Annotated in this window: 23 protein-coding genes; 7 read left to right on the forward strand and 16 right to left on the reverse strand. The window is 37.5% G+C overall.

Annotated elements, in window-relative coordinates; translation table 11 throughout:
- Positions 1–10: 10 nt before the first annotated feature.
- Genes ACOMA7_RS05675 through ACOMA7_RS05695 form a run of 5 tightly spaced genes read right to left on the reverse strand, consistent with a single transcriptional unit; the run spans position 11 to position 4431 of the window.
- Entirely contained in the window at positions 11–583 is a 573-nt protein-coding gene (locus tag ACOMA7_RS05675; protein ID WP_421392541.1) for a phosphoribosylanthranilate isomerase, read from the reverse strand.
- Positions 583–1365 (reverse strand): indole-3-glycerol phosphate synthase TrpC, encoded by a 783-nt coding sequence (trpC, locus tag ACOMA7_RS05680; RefSeq protein ID WP_421392544.1) that lies wholly within the window; start codon positions 1363–1365, stop codon positions 583–585. Before trpC ends, ACOMA7_RS05675 begins: the two co-directional genes overlap by 1 nt.
- A gap of 11 nt (positions 1366–1376) precedes the next feature.
- Complete coding sequence (gene trpD / locus ACOMA7_RS05685) at positions 1377–2375, reverse strand: anthranilate phosphoribosyltransferase (RefSeq protein ID WP_421392546.1); 999 nt, start codon at positions 2373–2375, stop codon at positions 1377–1379.
- A gap of 15 nt (positions 2376–2390) precedes the next feature.
- Positions 2391–2972 (reverse strand): anthranilate synthase component II, encoded by a 582-nt coding sequence (locus ACOMA7_RS05690; protein WP_421392548.1) that lies wholly within the window; start codon positions 2970–2972, stop codon positions 2391–2393.
- Positions 2956–4431, reverse strand: coding sequence for an anthranilate synthase component I family protein (locus ACOMA7_RS05695; protein WP_421392551.1), 1476 nt, complete (start codon positions 4429–4431; stop codon positions 2956–2958). The genes ACOMA7_RS05690 and ACOMA7_RS05695 overlap by 17 nt, the downstream gene beginning before the upstream one ends.
- A 761-nt stretch (positions 4432–5192) precedes the next feature.
- Between ACOMA7_RS05695 and ACOMA7_RS05700 the strand changes: the two genes are divergently transcribed.
- Positions 5193–6053, forward strand: a complete 861-nt coding sequence (locus tag ACOMA7_RS05700; protein ID WP_421392554.1) for a prephenate dehydrogenase — start codon at positions 5193–5195, stop codon at positions 6051–6053.
- A gap of 25 nt (positions 6054–6078) precedes the next feature.
- Here ACOMA7_RS05700 and ACOMA7_RS05705 read toward each other — a convergent pair whose 3' ends face one another.
- The gene (locus ACOMA7_RS05705; RefSeq protein WP_421392557.1) at positions 6079–6357 is read right to left on the reverse strand and encodes a hypothetical protein; all 279 of its coding nucleotides are present in this window, start codon (positions 6355–6357) and stop codon (positions 6079–6081) included.
- A 149-nt stretch (positions 6358–6506) separates the two neighbouring features.
- Here ACOMA7_RS05705 and ACOMA7_RS05710 point away from each other — a divergent pair, with 149 nt between their 5' ends.
- A complete protein-coding gene (locus tag ACOMA7_RS05710; RefSeq protein ID WP_421392559.1) occupies positions 6507–7028 on the forward strand; it encodes a CPBP family glutamic-type intramembrane protease in 522 nt (173 codons plus the stop codon).
- Positions 7029–7173: 145 nt separating this feature from the next.
- On the opposite strand, the gene ACOMA7_RS05715 is transcribed toward ACOMA7_RS05710, so the two are convergent.
- The 9 genes from ACOMA7_RS05715 to ACOMA7_RS05755 form a co-directional block, all read right to left on the reverse strand.
- The gene (locus ACOMA7_RS05715) at positions 7174–7410 is read right to left on the reverse strand and encodes a hypothetical protein (protein WP_034531036.1); all 237 of its coding nucleotides are present in this window, start codon (positions 7408–7410) and stop codon (positions 7174–7176) included.
- A 153-nt stretch (positions 7411–7563) separates the two neighbouring features.
- Entirely contained in the window at positions 7564–8232 is a 669-nt protein-coding gene (locus ACOMA7_RS05720; RefSeq protein ID WP_301945684.1) for a DUF805 domain-containing protein, read from the reverse strand.
- Positions 8233–8290: 58 nt separating this feature from the next.
- Positions 8291–8944, reverse strand: coding sequence for a DUF805 domain-containing protein (locus ACOMA7_RS05725; protein WP_421392563.1), 654 nt, complete (start codon positions 8942–8944; stop codon positions 8291–8293).
- 180 nt (positions 8945–9124) lie between these two features.
- On the reverse strand, positions 9125–9856 hold the full coding sequence (locus ACOMA7_RS05730; protein ID WP_301945682.1) for a hypothetical protein: 732 nt from the start codon (positions 9854–9856) through the stop codon (positions 9125–9127).
- Between the two features lie 115 nt (positions 9857–9971).
- The gene (locus ACOMA7_RS05735) at positions 9972–10391 is read right to left on the reverse strand and encodes an Hsp20/alpha crystallin family protein (protein WP_301945681.1); all 420 of its coding nucleotides are present in this window, start codon (positions 10389–10391) and stop codon (positions 9972–9974) included.
- Positions 10392–10419: 28 nt separating this feature from the next.
- Positions 10420–10848 carry an Hsp20/alpha crystallin family protein gene (locus ACOMA7_RS05740; protein ID WP_054607749.1) on the reverse strand — a complete coding sequence of 143 codons (429 nt, stop codon included), beginning with the start codon at positions 10846–10848 and terminating at the stop codon, positions 10420–10422.
- 246 nt (positions 10849–11094) lie between these two features.
- A complete protein-coding gene (locus tag ACOMA7_RS05745; RefSeq protein ID WP_421392567.1) occupies positions 11095–12615 on the reverse strand; it encodes a GH25 family lysozyme in 1521 nt (506 codons plus the stop codon).
- Positions 12616–12766: 151 nt separating this feature from the next.
- Entirely contained in the window at positions 12767–14077 is a 1311-nt protein-coding gene (locus ACOMA7_RS05750; protein ID WP_054607747.1) for a sensor histidine kinase, read from the reverse strand.
- Entirely contained in the window at positions 14074–14763 is a 690-nt protein-coding gene (locus tag ACOMA7_RS05755; RefSeq protein ID WP_034531031.1) for a response regulator transcription factor, read from the reverse strand. The genes ACOMA7_RS05750 and ACOMA7_RS05755 overlap by 4 nt, the downstream gene beginning before the upstream one ends.
- 122 nt (positions 14764–14885) lie before the next feature.
- Here ACOMA7_RS05755 and ACOMA7_RS05760 point away from each other — a divergent pair, with 122 nt between their 5' ends.
- From ACOMA7_RS05760 to ACOMA7_RS05770, 3 genes are read left to right on the forward strand one after another with little or no spacing between them, the layout of a single operon-like run.
- Positions 14886–15287, forward strand: coding sequence for a GtrA family protein (locus ACOMA7_RS05760; RefSeq protein WP_054605232.1), 402 nt, complete (start codon positions 14886–14888; stop codon positions 15285–15287).
- Positions 15280–17433 (forward strand): ArnT family glycosyltransferase, encoded by a 2154-nt coding sequence (locus ACOMA7_RS05765; RefSeq protein ID WP_421392572.1) that lies wholly within the window; start codon positions 15280–15282, stop codon positions 17431–17433. Before ACOMA7_RS05760 ends, ACOMA7_RS05765 begins: the two co-directional genes overlap by 8 nt.
- Positions 17434–17447: 14 nt before the next feature.
- Positions 17448–18413, forward strand: coding sequence for a glycosyltransferase family 2 protein (locus ACOMA7_RS05770; RefSeq protein WP_220382336.1), 966 nt, complete (start codon positions 17448–17450; stop codon positions 18411–18413).
- A gap of 213 nt (positions 18414–18626) precedes the next feature.
- Here the strand turns inward: ACOMA7_RS05770 and ACOMA7_RS05775 are convergent, their stop codons facing one another.
- The gene (locus ACOMA7_RS05775; protein ID WP_301945676.1) at positions 18627–18845 is read right to left on the reverse strand and encodes a hypothetical protein; all 219 of its coding nucleotides are present in this window, start codon (positions 18843–18845) and stop codon (positions 18627–18629) included.
- A gap of 235 nt (positions 18846–19080) precedes the next feature.
- Here ACOMA7_RS05775 and ACOMA7_RS05780 point away from each other — a divergent pair, with 235 nt between their 5' ends.
- Both ACOMA7_RS05780 and ACOMA7_RS05785 read left to right on the forward strand, forming a co-directional pair.
- On the forward strand, positions 19081–20019 hold the full coding sequence (locus ACOMA7_RS05780; RefSeq protein WP_301945675.1) for a restriction endonuclease: 939 nt from the start codon (positions 19081–19083) through the stop codon (positions 20017–20019).
- Positions 20020–20187: 168 nt separating this feature from the next.
- A complete protein-coding gene (locus tag ACOMA7_RS05785) occupies positions 20188–21579 on the forward strand; it encodes a hemolysin family protein (RefSeq protein ID WP_054604469.1) in 1392 nt (463 codons plus the stop codon).
- Positions 21580–21621: the final 42 nt, after the last annotated feature.

Below are 21621 nucleotides of genomic sequence, written 5' to 3' on the forward strand. Positions count from 1 at the left end.
TAATTCCTCCTTAATTGTTATGGGCAACTGCCACAATCGCTTTTACTGGTTCAATATTCTTCTTACCGTCGACCTCGACGCCACGACTCACGTCAATCGCAAACGGATTGGTCTCATCGATTATCTTTTGTGCGTTGTTTGGATTAATACCACCGGCAACAAACAGATTAGAATCTACGTCATTTAATTGATTTTTGGTTACCGTTGATGTTCGCGCATCGACCATCAAATAGTCTGCCTCACTATTTCTATGTAGCTTGTCTTCGTTGATTACGTCGATTACTGGAATGTTTAAATCTGTTTGAATTCGTTTGATATCTTCCGCATTCTCGCTGCCATGTAACTGGGCGACTTGAATAATTTTGGCATCAACTAGTCGTTTAATGAATGCAAACTCCGCATTCACGAATACACCAACAGATGGAATATCATCATCAACTGCTTGCCTAATTTGGCTGGCGGTATCGATATCAACTAGGTGACTACCACTGGCAAAGACTAGGCCGAAGTAGTCTGGTTTGGTCTGATTGATAATCTCAGCCTCTTTTAAATTGGTAATTCCGCAAATTTTGATTTTTACCATTATGCATCACCTTGTACTTTTTTAATGAATTCAATCGGATTAGCTGACTTCATCAATGTCTCGCCAATCAAAACGCCGTTAACGCCAATCTCCTTTAATTTTTCAGTATCTTCAATGCTTTTTACACCACTTTCGGCGATAAAAATGACATCCTCTGGCACCTTTTTACGTAGGTTAATACTGTTAGCAAACGACACCGAGAAGTCCTTTAGATTACGATTATTCACACCAATCATTTGAGCACCAATCGAAAGCGCGGTCGCTACTTCGTCTTCATCGTGGGCTTCGACTAATACAGCTAAACCTAATTTGTGAGCTAAATCGAAGTATTCTTTCAATTGGTCTTTGGATAGGATGGCCACAATCAACAAGATGATTTTGGCGCCAGCAGCTTTAGCCTGGTAGATCATGTATGGATTAATGATAAAGTCTTTGCGAAGTGTCACCGCATCGACGGTTTGATTGATTTCCTTAAGATAATAAATATGCCCCTTGAAGTATTTGGGTTCGGTTAAGACCGAAATGGCGGTAACATCTGCATCATGATATTGTTTGGCAATCCCGATGTAGTCGAGATTATCGACGATTTCTCCCTTGGATGGCGATGCCTTTTTGATTTCACCAATCACATGCATCCCCGGTCTTCTAAATTTTTCATACACGTCGTTTGGATTGGTTTGTGGTAAATCAATTACCGCGTGCTTTAGGTCGGCTAAGGAAACGATTGATTGTTCATATTCAGTTCTTTGTTGAGTCGCTGCGACTAAATCATCTAGTATCATCGGCTTACCTCCTAATACGCTAATAGTGCATCCAATAGTCTTTTGGTTTTCCCAGAATCGATGGCTTCTTGTGCCATTTGGATACCCTCTTGAATTGAAACATCTGGTTTGTAGGTGTTAATTGCCAGACCGGCGTTTAACAAAACAACATCTCGTTTGGCTCCTGGTTTACCATCAATAATTTCACGAGTGATTTCGGCATTATCTTCAGGAGTCCCTCCAACAATCTCTTCCTTGGCGTATCGTTTTAGACCAAATTGTTCTGGGGTAATCTCGTCTTCACTAATCACACCATCGATGATGTTTACAATCTTGGTTGGTGCTGAGATAGATGCTTCATCCAATCCGTCGGTGCCAAAGATTACCTTGCCGTTAGTGACACCTAATTGAATTAATGTCTTTGCCAGAGGTAATAGTAATGCTTCGTCATAGACACCTAAGACTTGTTTCTTCGCATGAGCTGGGTTAGCCAATGGTCCTAAGACATTGAAGATAGTGCGAATTCCTAGTGTCTTTCTTACCGGTGCCACGAAGCGCATTGCTTGGTGATACTTTTGAGCAAATAGGAAGCAGAAGTTTTTATCGGCTAGCATCTTTTCGCTTTCAGCTTGGGTTAGGTTGATGTTAAAACCAAGTGCTTGAAGCATGTCAGCTGCCCCACTCTTGGAAGAAGCAGCGCGGTTGCCGTGTTTTACGACTGGAATGCCCAGGCTAGCTAGGACTATCCCAGTGGTGGTTGAGATGTTAAATGAGTTGGAATGATCACCACCGGTTCCAACGATGTCGATGGCATCGATTTGGCTGTCGAATTCGGCTGCGTGGTCACGCATGGAAGCTGCTGCTCCAACAATCTCTTCGATGTTTTCACCCTTGATGCTTAGACTGGTTAGAAAGGATGAAATCTCGATGTCCCCGGTCCTACCATCCATTACTTCGTTCATCACATCGTTCATTTCGTTGTATGTTAAATCTTGTTGGTCAGTTAATTTTTTAATTGCGGTCTTAATCATGTTATCCATTCCTTTCTAGTTAGCTAATTTAAAGAAATTCAAAAATATTTGTTGTGCTGCTGATTGGTCGGTCATGATTGACTCTGGATGGAATTCGACACCGTAGACATGGTTTTGTTCGTCGGCCACGGCTTGGACGGTGCCATCACTACCTCTTCCAATCACGTTTAAATTGTCAGGAATACTTTCTTCGTCAATGACTAGTGAGTGATAGCGGCCAATTGTGAAGTGGCTCGGACAATTAGCGAAGATATCGTTGTCTGAAATTTGTTCCATCATGTCTGTCTTGCCATGCATAATTTCTGGCGCGTTGGTCACCTGAGCACCGTAGACTTCACCGATAGCTTGGTGACCTAGACAAACACCTAATACTGGGACCTTACCAACGGATTCCTTTAGGACCTCGTTCATGTTTCCGGCGTCTTCCGGACGACCCGGTCCTGGTGAAAGTACCAATGCTGTTAGGTCAGGTCGGTCTAAATCGTCGACTGTGACCTCGTCGTTTTTTAAAACTAGGATTTCTTGATCGACTAACTTGCCAATTTCTTGGACCAGGTTAAATGTAAAACTGTCGTAGTTATCAATTAATAAAATCATGTTGGGCCTCCACTTCTTTAATCGCGTCCATAATTACTCTGCTTTTATTTTCAAACTCATGAAATTCTTGGTGCGCGTCACTGCTAGTCACAATTCCGGCTCCAGCGTGAACGACTAAATTGTCATCTTGTTTGTATGCCAATCTAATGCCGATACATAAATCTAAGTCACCGGCAAAATCAATATAGCCAATCCCACCACCGTAGATTCCACGTTTGCGTTGTTCCAATTCTCGAATTATTTGCATTGCGGATAATTTCGGTGCGCCGGATAATGTTCCGGCAGGTAATGTCTTTGCGATGATATCGATTGGTGTGATGTCTTTTTTCGCAATTCCCTCTACCTTGGAGCCCAAATGCATCACGTTTGAGAACTTCAATAGCTCCATGTACTTAGTGACCTTAACCGTGCCAATCTCACTGATATTTCCAACATCGTTTCTGCCTAAATCAACTAGCATGTTGTGTTCGGATTGTTCCTTGGGACTGTGTCTAAGTTCGTCGGCGAAGAAGTCATCCTCTTCTTTGGTCTTGCCCCGTCTTCTGGTTCCAGCTAGCGGATAGCTGAATAACTTATCGTCGGTCTTTTGAATTAAAGTTTCAGGTGATGCCCCAACCGATTCGAAATGGTCATGGGCAAAATAGAAATGATACGGTGAGTAGATGTTTTCTTCTAGGTACTTTCCGACGTTGATTAATGATCCCTTCGCCTTTGTTTGATAGGGATTCGATAAAATCATTTGGAAGATGTCGCCGTCATAGATGTGTCTTTTGACTGCATCGACCTTTTCGCTGAATTCAGCTTGTTGGAATTGGTTATGAAACGATTCGGTGATGTCGACGTACTCGGTGGTTTCAACCTCTTCAGCTAAGATTTGCTTCAATCGAGTGGCGAAATGTTTTAACTCTTCTTTGGTTGTTTCAAAATTTTGATTGAAATCGTCACTTAGAATTAATTTGGTTAAAGTAACTTCATGCTTTTGATAGTTGATGGTGATATCTGGTTCGAACAATTCAACATCCTGTAATCCCAATTCATCGTGGGTCTTTGGTAAATGGTTATTGGCGTACTTAGAAAAGTCATAACCGAAATAGCCAATCAATCCTGTATGAAATCCATCCGCGGTTTTAACTGTGCGATGGTGTTGATAGTAATCGTTTAGAAAATCGATTGGATTCTGAGTAGTTTGATAAACATCATCTTTTTCCTTCACCACAATCTGATTATCCAAGACGGTAATAATCTTTTTGGGTTCCACAATCACCGTTGTGGATTTACCATCATCGTGGCTAAATACCATCGATTGTTGATGATTGGGGTCGATGCTTTCGACAATCTTGTATGGGTTAAAGCTATCGATGCTAAACTGATAGCTCACCGGTAAGTATTCATATCGACTAGTTAAATTCCGTAACTCTTCTTTGGTCAACAATGTGATCACCTCGCAAATTGATTGCATTAAAAAAATCCGCCCATAACAACGCAATTAATGCTTTGTTAAGGACGGATTTTCCCCGCGGTGCCACCTTAATTAGATTAGACTACTCCAAATAAATGTATAGATGTTTATATCAAAATAGACTAATCCCTCCTCAGCGAGGTGCGTGTTCACACCCCCGGCAACTGACGTATGCCCGACGTTTCTCCGTACTCAATTTCTTTTTCGGAAGAACCCTCCGTGGTCCATTTAACTGCCTGCGTTCGGTCGTATTCCCATCATCGACGACTCTCTGTGCGTGCACAACAATCTTGATCTCCACATCATTGGTTTTTTTATGGACGAATTATTTAATTGAGTTCAGTTTACTCCCTGAATTTTAAAAGTCAACAATAAAATTAGAAAACAATTAGATTTAACGATTGCAAATATTTGATAAACCCCTTTATATCAAGGCGTTTATATTAACGAAAAATATTTAATTAAATAAAAATTAGAGAAATGTTTGTATTTACCCAACACGTATGTTTAAATTAATACAAATAAACGGGGAGGAATCATCATGAATAAGCAAATCCAAAGTAAAAATTATTATCGCGACTATTATTACGTAGACACATCTAAGTAGTAATTGTCTTATTTGATTTTTACTGACTAGGTGTGAATTCACCTAGTCGGGGTAATTTGTTAATGATGATTTTTGACGAAATCAAAATTAAAACCAGCTAGGTGATTTGTATTCATCGAGCTGGTTTTTTATTTTGAATTTAGGAGATGGCACTATGACCACAATTTTTATTAACGGATTAGGATTAATCGGCAGCAGTATTGCGCGAATCGTCAGAAAGTCTGCCCCAGATGCACGAATTTTAGGTAACGATATCAATAAGAAAAACACCGATTTTTTGTTAGAACATAAAATTATCAACGAAGCTACTAACTTTGATGATGGCAGCAAACAAGCTGATGTCGTCATACTGGCTAGCCCCGTTAACAGCATCATCGAAGACATCAAGAAGTTGAGTGATTTACAATTAAAATCGTCGGTAATTGTCACCGATGTCGGCAGCAGCAAGGTTAATATCTTAGAAGCGGCCAACCAACTAGTCGATAATGGTATTACCTTCATTGGTGGTCATCCCATGGCTGGATCACATCTCACCGGAAGTAAAAATGGTTCGATTGAAATGCTTGCCAATCATACATACTTCTTGGTTAACCATAACGGCAACAACCAACAAGTAAATACAATTAAGGAATTGTTGAAATCTGGACACCTTCGTTTTAAAGAAGTCTCAGCTGATAAACACGATCAAATCGTTTCAACTATTAGCCACCTACCTCATTTTATTACCTATGCTTTAACTTTGACGGTCAACGACTCTCTAATAGACGTCTACGCCACCGATATCAGCATGGGAAACGGACTATTAGATTCCACTAGAATCGCCAAGAGCAATCCCGATGTCTGGGCGGATATTTTGACCAGCAATTCCGATAATCTTTTAGACCAAATCGATGCGTTTGAAAAACAATTAGCAGTATTAAAGAAAACAATTATCGACAATAAGCCAAATGAACTACGCCAATCCATCGTCGATGCCAACGATGCTAGAAATGGCTGGGAAAATAATGCCAAATAAAAAAAGCACACAGAAATGTGTGCTTTTATTTTTTCGATGGTGGATCTTGTGGGGCAAACCATGTTGGATGTTTTTTATGAATTTTTTCGGAAATAAAGCTATAGATTAGGTATAAACCGAATAATAATACCCCGCAAGTTGCTGAAATAATTGCTAATTTAAGAAAATCGTTCCAATTATTAACAATAAAAATATTGGATATTAAGTCATAAATCGTGCCTAAAACGGCGCTACCAAGTATAATAATGAAAATCAAAATTATCCATGATTTAACAGAATTATTCTTGGTTTTCTTTTGTTTCATGTTGGTGCCCCCCCTTTTTAAAATTGTCTAAAATCAGTTTTATTTTTTTAGAAAAAATTATCCAGCGCAATAAAATTATAGAATTATAATTGATTAATAACTGAACATCTATCGAATAGTAAAAAAACAGTAATCAAGGAGTGAATACGATGAAAAAAACATCATTTATATTTATCTTGATATTCCTTTCACCGTTAATGGAGCTTGTCCGATATCCAATCTTTTATTCAACAGATGAACCTTTTTTCTATGCCGTTATTGAGATATTAGTTGCATTTATTATCCTAATGGCGATTATTATTTATCTATACCATAAAATAATCATCAATAAAGTGACTGATGTTTTCCGCAATAATCATTTTAATTTCAGGTTGGTAGTAATTGGAATCGAACTACTTCTCCTAGAGGTTTCATTCGTTCTTTTGACTGCCAAACCTCACGAAAGTTTTCAGACCAATCTATCAAATTTAATTAGATATACTGATCCAAAATTACAATTACTGTGTATTATTGCTAGTCTAACACTATCACCAATCATTGTGGAACTATTTTTCAGAGGTTTAATTCAGTCGTTTTTAAAGGATAATTTTAGCGAAAAATACGCTATTCTATTTTCATCAGTTATTTATGGGATATCCCATTCTTTATTTAGTATCATTTCACTAATGTAATACATATTAGCCGGAATCTTATTAGGTAAATCCAGAGAGGAATCAAACGGAATAATAGCACCAATCATATTTCACTGTTCATGGGACATTTTAATAATGTTAATGCTATGGATATATTAAAAAGCATACGCCAAAGTATGCTTTTTTATTTGATATTGATCCAAATGATTGCGGCTAATAACAATACATCGACGATTGTCATTACCACGTTGAACCATTTAGTTCGATTATGGAAATCAACAATCAGCATGTTTCTTAATCCGACTGGGATAGAAAGCATTGCCAATCCAGCAATAAAGATTACTAAACTGTGGACGCTAAATAATAAAATTAAAACGTATAGCAAAAAAATCGTCCAAACAGTATTACTGTATTTTTTCATTATCATCACTCCGGTAAAACGTAAAACTTATGTATAGTAATTTATGATAAAAAATTAATTTTAAGTTAAAAACTACTTATTAAGTTTATATATCTATTAATGATTTAAGTCAATAAAAATAAAAAAAGAACTGCCAAAACTTGGCAGCTCTTTTTAATGATCATAATTCGAACCATTATACTTATAATTATAGTATTTTCCTTCATTTTCTTTTTGTATAAATATATCAAATCGATGTAGCTTAACAGACTCTTCATACTTAAACTGGATTGTCTTCATTTCATGAATTCCTGCAAACAATCCGAAAATAATTACTAAAAGCCATCCAATTACATGGTTAATAGCTTTTGATGGTTTCTTGTTACCATACTTTCTTTGTCCTTCTTCTTGTGATTGCTGACATAGCAACACAAAGATTACTATCCATCCAAAAATTGGAACTAGCAATAACAATAAGAACCATCCAGATATATTAGCATCGTGTAGTCTTCTGCACGTACTAAATATTAGACTAATTGAAACGAAATACTTACAGAAATAAAAAATAAACCCGAAGCATTTTAAAAGTCTTACTCCAGATGCAGAATCATGTAAAGAACCGTAACTCAATGTCCAAATCAAATTGAATACCACAACAAAAATCATCATCCATGCGAAACCCAACCAGTATTCTTTTCTAGAAGAACATCCAGCAATAGTATATAAATGTTTAAAGTAGCCTTTTAGAACATCCGTTGAACTGGTCTTATTTTTATCAATAATTATTTGATTATCACCTTGGTTAGATCCACAGAAACTGCAAAAAATATCACTATATGCCATTTGGTTTCCACAGTTTGAACAATATTTTACACTCATTTAAAATCCCTTTCCAGCTTTGTTACAAACGATAAAGCATAAAATGCATCTCGTTGATATATATTACGATGTATATCAACGCTGCTAACATTGAATAAATTACATACAGCACAATTATCCAAATCTTTTTGGACTTATCCATACTAACGTTTCTATACTTATTGCCGTTTACAACGGATTTTTGACAAAAAATGACAAGTAACGCTATTAGACCAAAAAGAGGAATGAAGCCAAGAAAAATAAAACGTCCAGATAGGTTAGTATCATGTAATCTTCTAACGGCTACAGATAAAGATGCAATCGCTATTACACTGGATACAAGTCCTAATATAACTGAAATTGAAAACAGAACAGCTGGATGAATTTCAGAAAATACAATCGCTGATCTGTAGTTAATACCAACGTATGCATTTATATAAAGGACCCCAAACAATGCTATCCGATTGAATAAGTAGAACCACCAATATTCAGCTCTGGTGGCAACACCACTTAAGTTAAATGCATTTTTCAAGCACTTGGTTACGGCATCCGTAAAGCGAATCCTTTTAGTGCTATCTTTCTCTAAATTATTTGTAGAGTTATTTTCTATGTACGATTGTCTTGTTCCACAATTTGCACAAAAAGAATCCTTTACGGATAGTTCAGCACCGCAGTTTGAACAATATTTTATTTTCATTCATTAATCAATCCTTTATATGTATTATATTTCAAAGATACTATGAGTAAGATGTCTTTTCTATAAAGGTTAAAGCATTCTTATCATGAATAAAAAATACAAATCAACATTTAACTAAACATTACTTTGCTTTTAATAAAAAAAGAACTGCCAAAACTTGGCAGCTCTTTTTGATAGATATTATAGGTCGTAACCAATCATGATATTCTTGAAGGCATTTAAGCAGCCTTTATCAATGCGTTGGTTTAAGAATCTTTCGTTAGTAATATTAGCGTTATCGAAGTATGAAGAAGACATGTTAACTTCTGGGCATAGTTCGATGAACTTCTTAATCATGTTATCGTCAAATGAATGTGGTTGAACATCAATGCTTAAACCAAATTCTTGGTGGTAGAAGCACATTACCATTTGTTTTAGTAATACCGTCATAGCACGATTTGGAACGGTTGTGATGTCAGCTTCAACCTTTAGGACATCATAGTAACGATCAAACAATTGGTATTGGGCGTTGTAACCTTGAACCACGTTGATTCTGGCAACTTTGATGTTTTCCATTGAGTAACCTGAATCTAACATGTCTTGTTCACGTTTTGATAATTCATCGCTCTTAATGTATTTGATTGGGTCAGTTCTTAGGATCATTTCCATGTTAGGAATGTCATCCTTAGAAGATGTGACTGGCTTGTAAACCATACTATTGAATTGGAATGATGTTTCTTTTGACATTGAGGCGTCAATGTTTTGAGCATTGTTATAACGCGCTTGTTCTACCTCTCCGTGGTTCTTAATTACTACGTATATAATTACCGCTAAAGCAATGATGATACCGATAGTAATCGCTAATATTGGATTAGCTACCACACATAAAAGTAAAAATATTAGAACTAACGCTCCTGAACAACCTAATCTCATCTACTAACACTCCAATCATCCTTAAAAAATCATTACAATTCCATTATAATATTTTTTCACTTTATATTACAGAAAAAAATACACAAAAAAAGAGCCATAACGGCTCTTTTTTGAATTAGTTAATAGAAATTGAGTGCTTTGATTCCTTTTCAGCTGATTTAGGTACCATGATATCCAAGATACCACCGTCATACTTAGCACCAATCTTATCAGTGTCCGCATCAGGTAAGTAGAATGAACGACTGACATCGCTAGATGTTCTTTCGCTTCTAATCAACTTACCGTCTTCATCTTTTTGTTCCTTATTCAAATCGTGAATAGCATGGATTGTTAAGGTATCGTTTTCGTAATTAATGTTGATATCTTCCTTCTTAAATCCAGGTAGTTCAGCTTTCACTTCGAATTCATCATCATTTTCGATAACATCTGTCTTCATCTTTGAAGAGTTAGCCATGTTTCTGCCTAATCCATCAAAGAAGTTGCTCATTGGATCCATAAAGTCGTTGAATACATTGTTTCTTAGTTCGTTTGCCATAAGATATCCCTCCTATTATTTGAGTTAATTAGTTAATGCTGATTTTGTGTGCTTCTTCATCCTTAACTTCTTGCTTTGGTAATGTAATCTTTAAAATACCGCCATCGTAGTCGGCAGCTACATTATCAATATCGATATCAGGTAGGTAGAATGCACGAGCGATGTTGCTTGAAGTGCGTTCCTTTCTTAATACCTTACCTTCCTTGTTGGTGTCTTCCTTGCTCAAGTCATGTGTAGCATGAATACTTAGAGTATCGTTGTTGTAATCTAGATGAATTTCATCCTTCTTGAAACCAGGTAATTCAGAGCTTACTACGTAATTATCTTCGTTTTCAATAACGTCAGTCTTCATTTGATTACCAGCAACTGAATTGAAGAAATTCTTACCAAAGTCACCGAAGAAATCGTTCATTGGATCAAATACATTGAAGTCTCTGTTTCTTAATTCGTTAGCCATAATCAAAGCCCCTTTTCATTATTTTATTTTCAATATTTAGTTGGTAGTTATTTATTTCCTATCAACAATTCTTATATTAGTCAGTATTGGTCAAATAGTCAAGAGAAAACTAGCACTTAATTGCATCGAGTGCTAAAAATACGTTATAAACGTTGATATATCAATGTTTATTTTTAATAAAAAATTTAAAAAAGATACAAAAAAAGACGATTCAATCGAAGAATCGTCTTTTTGATCAAAGTTTTTTTATTTAAACATTGCACCGTAAGCCCAACCAATAAATTTACCTTGGTAGTAAGCCTTGTAGTAGTACTTCTTCCAGCCGTCTTTCTTAGCACGTTGGGTGATTTGTACTGGGGTGTATGCGTATCCGGTACCGTAGTTAGTAACGTGAATATCAGCGAATCCACTGTTACCAACGTGATTGTAGAAGTTTACCTTTGGGTGCATTCTAACAATCTTAGTTGCGCGGTACTTAGAATAAGTAACGTTGGTTACCAAACCGTTGGTATTGATCCAACCTAATACCTTACCGTTTTGTAGAACACGGTAGTAAGTACGACCATTTGAAGTATTCTTAGCTATTGAGTTAATAGTAACTCGCTTGGTTGCGTAAGAATTACTCTTATGAACGGCCTTAGTGTTCTTCTTGTAATGGTTATCACCAGGGACGTGGTTGTAAATCTTCAAACCAGTACCACCTGCAATAGTCATTGATTTATTAACGGCAGTGTAATTAACATTCTTAACTACTGCTTTTTTCTTTGGCTTAGTAGTTGTTGTTGATGCTGAGTTATCACTATTGTTATTTGAATCATTGCTATTGTTAGTGTTGTTATCACCATTGGTGTTATTGCTGGTGTTATTGTTGCTGTTAGCATTGTTGTCGCTGTTGGCATTATTGTCACCATTGGTATTGTTTGAATCATTACTATTGTTATTTGTGTTGGCAGCTTGTTGGTTAGCTTGGCTAGCCGCATTCTGTTGCGCAGCACTTTGTTTATTGTTTACCTTATTAGAAGATTGGTCACTCTTTGGCGCTTTAATCTTTGGTATTGGAGCAGGATTATTGGCATCGGCAATATCACCAATGAACCAGTTAGCATCCTTTGAGGTAAACATACTTGCATCTAGGTTTTTACCTAATGCATTTGAATGGAATTTATCAGTAAATTGCCATAGAACATGTTCTCTTGCGGGTTCATTGTTTTGGTATGCGGCTAACCAGTAACCGTCATAGTTAGCAACTGAGCTAGCTGCGTTTTGCACCATGAAATTAGCGTATGAGTAGAACAGAATCTTACGTTGACCAACTAATGGTCTCAATGCCTTCAACCATGCATCGGTTGATTCATTGGTTCCACCAGAAGTAACGGTTTGTGATTCATAATCATTTACGTAAAATCTTGCACGTGGTGCACGGCTGTATAGCACCTTAGCTTCATATGCGGCATCACTAGGATTTTCGTATTGACTAAATGAGTATACACCGTATGGGATACCGTACTTGTCCATTAGATCACGATTGTGTTCAAATGTCTTGTCGGCATAGGCACTACCGTATTGCACTCTCAAAATAACAAATGGTACTTCATTTTTTAATTGTTGGGCTTGGGTATCGGTAAGACTGCCTTGCCATTCTGACATGTCATAAACGGTATTTGATGTGTTAGCGTTGCTTGCATCAGCCATCGCTGGTACAGAGGTGCTAGCAAGCATCAAACCGATTACGGCAACAATCGAAAACCATAATCCTTTTTTTCTCATATAAAGATATAAAGAAATTAAAAAATTAATTTATATCTTATACACCTCCTCTTATCGTTTTATCATTATTGCATATTGTAACAGAGCCGGAGGGGTAAAAGAAAGCCAATTCCATATTAAATTTTAGAAAAACTTTGTAATATTTAATATTTTATAAATTAATATTTACTGTAAAAATTGATCCAGTTGGGTGATTATCACGGACATGAATTCGACCATGGTGTTGATCGACTATCCATTTAGCGATTGATAATCCCAGACCAGTTCCCCCAGTCTTTGAATTTCTAGACTTATCTGTACGGTAGAAACGTTCAAAGATACGCGCCTTGTCTTCGTCAGGAACACCGTTTCCAGTATCTGAAACCACAATCTTTAGATTACTGTGGTTCTTTACAATTTTAACAGCAACGGTGCCACCCTTTGGTGTGTATTTCATCGCGTTATCAATTAGGATAACCACCAATTGTTTAATCAAGTCGGCATCAATATGGCCAGTTCCATCGACATCGATAGTGTCGACAAATGACTTGTTTTGACTTGTGGCAATCTCATTGAATGGTGACAAGACACCTTCAAAGAATGGTTTCAATTCGACATCGGAGAGTTGCGCTTGGACGATGTTGGAATCAGAACGCGCTAGCGTCAATAGTCGTTGGGTTAAGACCTTTAGATGCTTAACCTCTTCTAATGTCGTCGATACCGGTTGAATCTGATCGACGACTTTATCGTTTGGTTTGGTTAGCAAGAATTCCATTTGGTTTTGAATAACCGTCAATGGCGTTCTCAATTCATGGGCGGCGTTGGAACTAAATTCCTTTTGTCTGTGCCATGAATTAATGATTGGTTTCATACTCGACTTAGATAGGTAGTAAGCAATTAAAATCGCGATTGCCCAGAAGAATATCAAGGTCACAATCAATGCTTCGACGAAACTGTGTAAGGCAAGTAAATCAGCATCGATATTTTGCAAAATCAATACATAATTACCCGCATATTCGGGATTGGTGTTGTCGTCGGACACCTTTAATAGAATCCCTCTAAACGTGGTCACATAATTGTGAGACCACAAAGTAATTTCTTCAACTTGATTTAATTTTCTATTCTTAACGGTCAACTTACTCAATAGCTTGTAGTTTCTTTGACCAAGCATCCCTCTATTGGAAATAATTCCCTTTTTATTGAAGACAATCACGTTAGTCTGAAAATCACTATTGTTGTAGTTGTTAAACGGATTAAAACCACCGGGACGTTGATTAACACTCAATGGACCTTCATTGGCGTAAGTATTTCTTTCAATTCGTTCCTTTTGGCGGTTCAATCCAGCGTCGATGTTGGAGTAAATCGACTTTTGGAAGAAGAAGTAAACAATTAATCCTAAAATCGCAAATAAAATCGCAAAACCAATTAGTTCCTTAATGAATAACTTAATTTGTTGTTTGTGCTCTAAGATGCGATCTCTCATTGATTAGATCCTTCTAGCATGTACCCTACGTTTCTTAGGGTCTTGATTGGGTTTTCTCCAGAAATTTGTTTAATCTTCTTTCTTAAGTTACTCATGTATACCTCAACTACTGATAATGAAGTTTCAGAATCAAATCCCCATAAACGATCGAATATTTGGTCCTTGGTAATAATAGTAGAAGGATTTTGCATGAAGTAGACCAATAGGTCGTATTCTTTTCCGTTTAGTTTCAATTCTTGATGTTGGTATTCAACGTAGTGGCGACCTAAATCAACATTAAATTCGCCCACTGACAATGTGTTGTTGTTACCAAGACGACCTGTTCTCTTTAACAAGGCCTTTACACGAAGGATTAGTTCTTCACGATGGAATGGCTTAGTTAAGTAATCGTCGGCGCCTAATTCGAACCCATGCACCTTATCGGCCATGGTGTCCTTGGCAGTCAAAATTAAAACGGGCATGTCGATTTCGTCGTCTACTCGCCAATGTTTTAAGATATCGTATCCACTGACTTCCGGTAGCATTAAATCTAAAATTGCGATGTCATAGATGTTATCTTGGCCCATCATTTGGCCTTCAAAACCATCATTTACCACCGTTGTGTTTCCGATTGGTGATAAGAATTGAGCCACACTGGCTGCTAAGTTTTCGTCGTCTTCGACGATTAAGATATTTAAACCATCCATGTTAATCATTCCTTTCGATTTCAATTAATTTTGTTATTTAAGTTATGTTTATGATTGCTTTAAGATTAGTTTAATTTTCTTAAACTAGACTTAAATCATTCCAAAAAAGGAAGTACCCAACCATGATAAATATTTTGCGGCAGTTTTTTAAATTCGGAATTGTTGGTCTTATCAATACTATTCTAACTTATCTTATCTATTCAATGTTGTATAAAGCAACTTCTCCTACTTTTGCAATGGCGATTGGATACGGTATTACATCGATTATTGGTCTAACCATTAATCAAAAGTGGGTATTTAAAGCCAACCATGACTGGATGATCGTCGTTAAATACTACCTTACTTACCTTTTAACATGGACATTGAGTATCTTAGTGACCGAGGTGGCAAGTAACTATTTCCACGTTATTGCCAGCATTATCCCCCTAATCACACTTCTAGTCACTACGCCTACTAACTTCCTATTAAGTAAGTATTGGGTATTTAGAAAAACTGAATTAAAGGAGGCATCTGCCAATGAATGAACCGACAGACAAGAAGCCTAACTTCTTCCAACGACATAAAGTCGATTGGGTGTTAGCCATTATTCTCCTAATTGCATTAGGCTTGTACGGTTACGGAACATGGAAGACTGGTTCTGCCAACGACTTCTATACTTCCGCCATCACTAGTATGACCCAGAGTTTTAAAAACTTCTGGTATGCCAGTTTTGATCCAGCCGGATACATCACTGTCGATAAACCACCTGTTGCCCTATGGTTCATGGCTATCTCAGCTAAAATCCTTGGTGTTTCAAACTTCAGTGTGGTCCTACCATCAGTATTATTCGGTGTCGGATCCGTCTACCTAATGTATCGACTAGTAACTCCTTACTTTGGTCGATTCGCGGGTAGAATCGCAGCGTTAGTAATGACAATTACCCCCATTGTTGTTGCTGACTCTCGTACCAACAATATGGATGCTACTCTAATCTACTTCCTATTGTTAGCAATCTGGATGCTACAAAAATCCATTAACAAGCACAACATGTACTGGTTAATCGGAAGTTTTGCTACCATCGGATTCGCGTTTAACATTAAAATGCTACAAGCTTTCATGATTATTCCAGCAATGCTTATCTTCTACTGGTTAGCATCAAACGATTCATGGAAGAAAAAGATTGGTAAGTTATCACTTGCCACAATCGCTTTAGTCGTATTCACCCTATCATGGCCACTATCAGTTGACATGACATCAGCTAATAACCGTCCATATGAAGGTGGATCACAACACAACTCAGTATTAGAACTAGCCTTTGGATACAACGGTACTCAAAGATTACTAGGTCAAACTACTGGTACCGGTGGTGCCTTCAAGGGTATGGGTAGCAGCTCTTCTAAGAGTTCTAACCAACCTGGTGGTAACACCAAATCAAACAGCAACAACAAGATGACGCCACCAAGTGGCAAGATGGGTAAGTTTAACCCATCTAAGAATATGAAATCTCGTGGTAACTTCCCTGGTGGAAACAACCGCGGTGGTATGAAGATGAACGGTAAAGGCGGCATGGGTGGTGCCGGTGGTGCATTTAACATCGGAACTGCTGGTCCACTTCGTCTATTCCAATCAGCTTTAGGACCACAAATTAGTTGGTTATTACCATTCTCAATTATCGGTATGATTGCCGCATTCATCGGCTTCGCTGATCCTAAGCGTAAATGGTACCAACTTACTACTCGTCAAAAACACACTGTTTTATGGACAGGTTGGTTAGTTCCGGTTTACGGATTCTTCTCCGTAGCTAGTTTCTTCCATCCTTACTACACCATCATGTTAGCTCCTGCCATTGCAGCACTTGCTGGACTTGGGTTAGCAGCTATGCTGGACTTGTTTAAACGTTTCGGTCTAAACAATTACAAGGCATACTTCCTACCACTAGCAATCGTTGTTACTGCCGGACTACAAGCATGGTATGTATCAAGCTACTACGCATGGTTAAGTGTCTTAATCCTAGTCGTAGCAGTTCTAGCAAGTATCTTATTACTTGTCTTCAAAGCTAAACCTGCCGGAAAGGCTATCGTTATCGTAGGGCTACTATCAATTGCAGTAGCACCAAGTTTCTGGTCATTAACCCCTACCCTTGCTAAAGAATCTGCAGCTATTCCAACCGCTGGTCCCGATCTCTTAACCAGTGGTGGTAATAACTCAGGTGGAATTGGTAACGGAACAGTTAATACCAAATTGTTGAACTATTTAACTAAGCACCAAGGCAATGCCAAGTACCTATTTGCAACCGCAGATTCTGGCACTGCTGCTCCATATATTATTAAAACCAAGAAAGCCGTCATGGCAATGGGTGGTTTCAACGGAACTGACCCTGCAATGACATTAAGCAAATTCAAGCAATTAGTAAAATCTGGACAAGTTAAATACTACCTAGATGAAGGTAAATCAGGTTCTACTAACAGCACTATTGTTAACTGGATCAAGAAACATGCTAAGAAGGTCAGTGCAAGCGAATATGGTGGTTCAACCAGCACTACTTCTTCATCCAACTCAATGAGCTTCACCATGAAGAAAGGCGCATCTGCTAAGATGGCCAAACCTAGTGGTAAGCAATCAATGAACATGGGTGGTGGACCATCTAACATGAGCAACGGTACCTTATATGACCTTTCCAGCATTTATTAATCTGGAGGTGTCTCATGCCAAATAAAACTAACAAAATCTCCATTGTTCTCCCCGTTTACAATGAAGAAGCTGGCATCAAAAACACCATCGAAGTACTAGAAAACTTCGTGGAATGCCAAATTGAAACTTACGAAATTATCTTTGTGGATGACGGCTCTGTCGATTCAAGCGTAGATATTATCCGTCACGCACAATCACAATACGAAAACATTAGATTGGTCGAATTTTCAAGAAACTTCGGTCACCAACTAGCAATTACCGCCGGTATTAGATATGCCAAAGGTGATGCGGTTGTCGTCATGGATGCGGATTTACAAGATCCCCCATCTGTTATCCCAAACATGATTGAAAAGTGGCAAGAAGGCTTTGACGTTGTCTATGGAAAACGCCTTATCCGTGAAGGCGAATCCTTCTTCAAACGTTTCTCTGCGAAAGCCTTCTACCGTGTAATGCGTAAAGTCGCCAACGTTGATATCCCCCTTGATACCGGTGACTTTCGCCTAATGGATCGTAAAGTGGTTGATGCACTTTCCAAATTAAACGAACCGGAGCCATTCGTTCGTGGCCTTGTTTCGTGGGTTGGTTTTAAACAAACCGCCGTAACTTATGAACGACAAGAACGAAATGCGGGAGTCACAAAATACCCCCTAACTAAAATGATTAGACTAGCATCTGATGGAATCACCTCATTCTCCGAAATCCCCCTCAAGATAGTAAATTATACCGGTTTCATCAGTATTATCGCTGGAATCATTTATGGATTAATCACCATCTTCACTGGTATCTCGACACTTACATTCGCAATCTCCCTAATGTGTGTCCTATCAGGAATGATCATGCTTGCGCTGGGCATAATTGGTGATTATCTATACCGCACTTTTGATGCTTCCAAACATCGTCCTCAATATGTCGTTTCTAACTCTTACGGATTCAATAACCATCCCGGAAACATCGCCACGATAAAGAAACATCATGGCTAAGAAAATCCCTCGGTATTATACCGGGGGATTTTTTTGCGTTTATTGTTTTTGCGTTTATTGATAGTTGCAATATTTAAAATGTTGATCTTAATATTGCTAATAAGCAAGTTGATACATCTATAGTATTCATGTACAACACCCCACCATTGTCTTATTCGCAGTGATGGGGTGTTGTTTTTATTTATGCGAGTGTTAAGTTTATTGCATAATTTATTATCTCTTTTTATTGTTATCATTCATTTTTAAACGCATTATATGGGTTATCATTGATATTATAATTACTACAACAATAGTAGCTATAATGTTTTGACTTGAAGAAAAATTAAATTTACCTGATAAATATCCGGCAGAAGCAGCAATTAAGAATGTAAGAACAAGGTCTGCTACGATAAATATTTTTCTACTTCTTTTTTTAGATTTGTTTAAATTCAAAATGACATCCTCCAAAAAATAATTATGTAACTAACACAAAGTATCATCATTTGGGAATCTTGTCCAACAAGCTTTTACATAGGCTCATTATAGAATTATTTGCTGATTAAATTAGCTTACTGAGCTATTAATTTTTTTGCGTTTATATAGAACAAACGTTCTCAAAAGCATAGAGAAACCGCGTCAAATCTGATAAAATAGGGTTATTATCAAATCTTAAAAAGGAAGTTTAGACGTGAAAATCAGTCACTTCATTCGTCGATTTATATATATCCTAATTACATTAAAAATTATCGACATCGTGGTAGCCGTCGTTTCCATGCAAACCATAAACAATCAGCTAAACGCACTATGTATTGCTTTTACAATGATGGTCATCGGTTACTACATCCTACCAAAATCAGATAAACACTTTATTCATACTATTAAAAACAATCTCAGTCGTCATCAGACATACACGTTTAAAAAGACACCCGTCATGTCCAAACAGATGGCGTATCAAACCCAGGTCGTCGACATCTCTAAGCAGCAATATCAGGCGCAATCAACGCCATATCTAAATCAATTAGCGATGTTAAAACGTCAATTAGACGATATGAGTGAACGAATCGAATCGCAAAAAGCTTACCGTAATCAGTTAAGCAAGCAAATCAATGAGCTAAACATCAAATACCAACAGCTAAATGAGTTAACCACCCAACACGATAGTCTAGTAGAAGACATCAAGCGTCTTCAAGCACAAAAGGATCAACTAGCGGATGCCCACGTGACCGACGAGTATCAATCATTCATGGATTATCAATCCAAACAAAAGCTGGCAACGATTGATAACTTTGACGGTTATCAGTTTGAGACCTTTACCTGTGACTTGCTCAAGGCACTTGGTTTCTCAGATATCAAACGCACTCAGGGCAGCAGCGACTTCGGAGTCGATGTCTACGCCAAAAATGGTGACACGAGTTATGTATTCCAATGCAAACTATACGCCAGTCCTGTCGGCATTAAGGCTGTTCAAGAGGCCAACTCAGGTCGTAGTTACTACAATTGTAAGAAGGCCGTGGTCATTACTAACAGCTACTTCACCCCTCACGCCATCTCAGCGAGCGAGAAGTTGGATATCGACCTATGGAACCGCGATAAGCTAGCTAGTTTAATTGCTGAGGCAAATGTGTAACACTATATATGTAGAATAAATGTTAAATTTTTGACTAAAGTTTCACTTTTTTAAATCTTTTTTAGTGAAAATACGTTATTATATTCATTAAATTACTTAAAAAAAATAAACATAAAAGGTATAATGTAGACATTATATAAATTTTATTAAGAAACGGGGAATGTTCTGTTGGATAGTGGTGCGATATTCTTTCAAATCGTTATTGTATTGATTGCATTCTTCTTTGCCGCATACTTTGTTGCCTGTGAGTTTGCCTTAGTACAAACCAGATACAGTATGTTGGAAGAAGAAGAAGAAAATAAGGGTAAGTCAAAGAAGCTTGCTCGTGAAATGCACATGATCACTAACCTAAATGACTATTTATCAACCACCCAAGTGGGTGTATCCGTCTGTGGTATCATCATGGGTTGGGTTGGTGAAAGTCTTATCGTTGACGCCATCTTTGATTTACTTGAATTAAAGCCTGGAGTTGTCGCTGCTGGTACCGCTCACGCCATTGGTGGTGTAATTGGTATCTTGATTCTTACCTATTTAGAAGTGGTATTTACTGAAGTTGTTCCTAAGAACATCAGTATCGCCATGCCTAGAAGAATTCTAGGTTACGTGGCTACCCCACTTCATTACTTCCACACAATTTTCTATCCTGGTGTTTGGGCTATCAACGTCAGTGCCGCTGGTGTTGTTAAGTTAATGGGTCTTAAGATGACAGACGAAAGTGACGAATCAATGTCACAAGCTGAAATCCTAAGCATCTCAAAAGAAGCCGTTGAAAATGGTGATCTTGAAAAATACGATTACCTATACATGCAACGTGCCTTTGACTTTAACGATAAGGTTGCCAAGGACATCATGATTGATAGAACTCAATTGACTGTTATGGACATCAACACCTTAGTGGATGATGCCATCACAGTATACCTACAATCAAAATTCAGTCGTATTCCAGTTGTTATCGACAACAACAAAGATAACATTCTAGGTTACGTTTACTGTTACGACCTTGTTCGTCAATCAAGAGTGAACTCAAACATCCCAGTTGAACGTTTAATTCGTGATATTGGAACTGTTCCTGAAACAATGAAAATTACTGAAGTGCTTCAAAAGATGATTACTATGAGAACTCCTATTGTTGTCGTAGTTGATGAATACGGTGGTACTTCAGGTATTATTACTGATAAAGATATTTATGAAGAACTATTCGGTACTGTTCGAGACGAAATCGATCCAGCAACCAACGAATACGTCTTCAAGCAACCTAAGGGTACTTACCAAGTAAGTGGTAAGATGACTACTTATGATTTTGAACGTTACTTCAAGACTGAAATCAAAGACTTCAGCAAATCTGATAGCGTTACCCTTTCCGGTTACTTTATCGACAATAACCCAGGTATTCAAATCAAACCTGGTACTGAATTCAAGGTAGATACTTTCACATTTAAGGTATTACACTTTGAAAACTCATTCATCGATTTATTCGAAGTAGACGATTTACGTGATAACCACGAGGCTATGGCTGAAAAATCATCTGAAGAACAAAAAGATGAAGAAAGTAAAGACTAATATATAATTTTTAAATCTGTTAGAATATATTTCTAACAGATT

The organism is Apilactobacillus intestinapis (genome assembly GCF_049166695.1).
In the GTDB taxonomy this organism is placed as follows: Bacteria; Bacillota; Bacilli; order Lactobacillales; family Lactobacillaceae; genus Apilactobacillus; species Apilactobacillus kunkeei_C.

Bases quoted from the DNA above. Each gene is read 5' to 3' on its own strand.
- ACOMA7_RS05675 (WP_421392541.1), bottom strand. From the start codon at position 583: ATGGTAAAAATCAAAATTTGCGGAATTACCAATTTAAAAGAGGCTGAG.
- trpC (WP_421392544.1), bottom strand. From the start codon at position 1,365: ATGATACTAGATGATTTAGTCGCAGCGACTCAACAAAGAACTGAATAT.
- trpD (WP_421392546.1), bottom strand. From the start codon at position 2,375: ATGATTAAGACCGCAATTAAAAAATTAACTGACCAACAAGATTTAACA.
- ACOMA7_RS05690 (WP_421392548.1), bottom strand. From the start codon at position 2,972: ATGATTTTATTAATTGATAACTACGACAGTTTTACATTTAACCTGGTC.
- ACOMA7_RS05695 (WP_421392551.1), bottom strand. From the start codon at position 4,431: ATGCAATCAATTTGCGAGGTGATCACATTGTTGACCAAAGAAGAGTTA.
- ACOMA7_RS05700 (WP_421392554.1), top strand. From the start codon at position 5,193: ATGACCACAATTTTTATTAACGGATTAGGATTAATCGGCAGCAGTATT.
- ACOMA7_RS05705 (WP_421392557.1), bottom strand. From the start codon at position 6,357: ATGAAACAAAAGAAAACCAAGAATAATTCTGTTAAATCATGGATAATT.
- ACOMA7_RS05710 (WP_421392559.1), top strand. From the start codon at position 6,507: ATGAAAAAAACATCATTTATATTTATCTTGATATTCCTTTCACCGTTA.
- ACOMA7_RS05715 (WP_034531036.1), bottom strand. From the start codon at position 7,410: ATGAAAAAATACAGTAATACTGTTTGGACGATTTTTTTGCTATACGTT.
- ACOMA7_RS05720 (WP_301945684.1), bottom strand. From the start codon at position 8,232: ATGGCATATAGTGATATTTTTTGCAGTTTCTGTGGATCTAACCAAGGT.
- ACOMA7_RS05725 (WP_421392563.1), bottom strand. From the start codon at position 8,944: ATGAAAATAAAATATTGTTCAAACTGCGGTGCTGAACTATCCGTAAAG.
- ACOMA7_RS05730 (WP_301945682.1), bottom strand. From the start codon at position 9,856: ATGAGATTAGGTTGTTCAGGAGCGTTAGTTCTAATATTTTTACTTTTA.
- ACOMA7_RS05735 (WP_301945681.1), bottom strand. From the start codon at position 10,391: ATGGCAAACGAACTAAGAAACAATGTATTCAACGACTTTATGGATCCA.
- ACOMA7_RS05740 (WP_054607749.1), bottom strand. From the start codon at position 10,848: ATGGCTAACGAATTAAGAAACAGAGACTTCAATGTATTTGATCCAATG.
- ACOMA7_RS05745 (WP_421392567.1), bottom strand. From the start codon at position 12,615: ATGAGAAAAAAAGGATTATGGTTTTCGATTGTTGCCGTAATCGGTTTG.
- ACOMA7_RS05750 (WP_054607747.1), bottom strand. From the start codon at position 14,077: ATGAGAGATCGCATCTTAGAGCACAAACAACAAATTAAGTTATTCATT.
- ACOMA7_RS05755 (WP_034531031.1), bottom strand. From the start codon at position 14,763: ATGGATGGTTTAAATATCTTAATCGTCGAAGACGACGAAAACTTAGCA.
- ACOMA7_RS05760 (WP_054605232.1), top strand. From the start codon at position 14,886: ATGATAAATATTTTGCGGCAGTTTTTTAAATTCGGAATTGTTGGTCTT.
- ACOMA7_RS05765 (WP_421392572.1), top strand. From the start codon at position 15,280: ATGAATGAACCGACAGACAAGAAGCCTAACTTCTTCCAACGACATAAA.
- ACOMA7_RS05770 (WP_220382336.1), top strand. From the start codon at position 17,448: ATGCCAAATAAAACTAACAAAATCTCCATTGTTCTCCCCGTTTACAAT.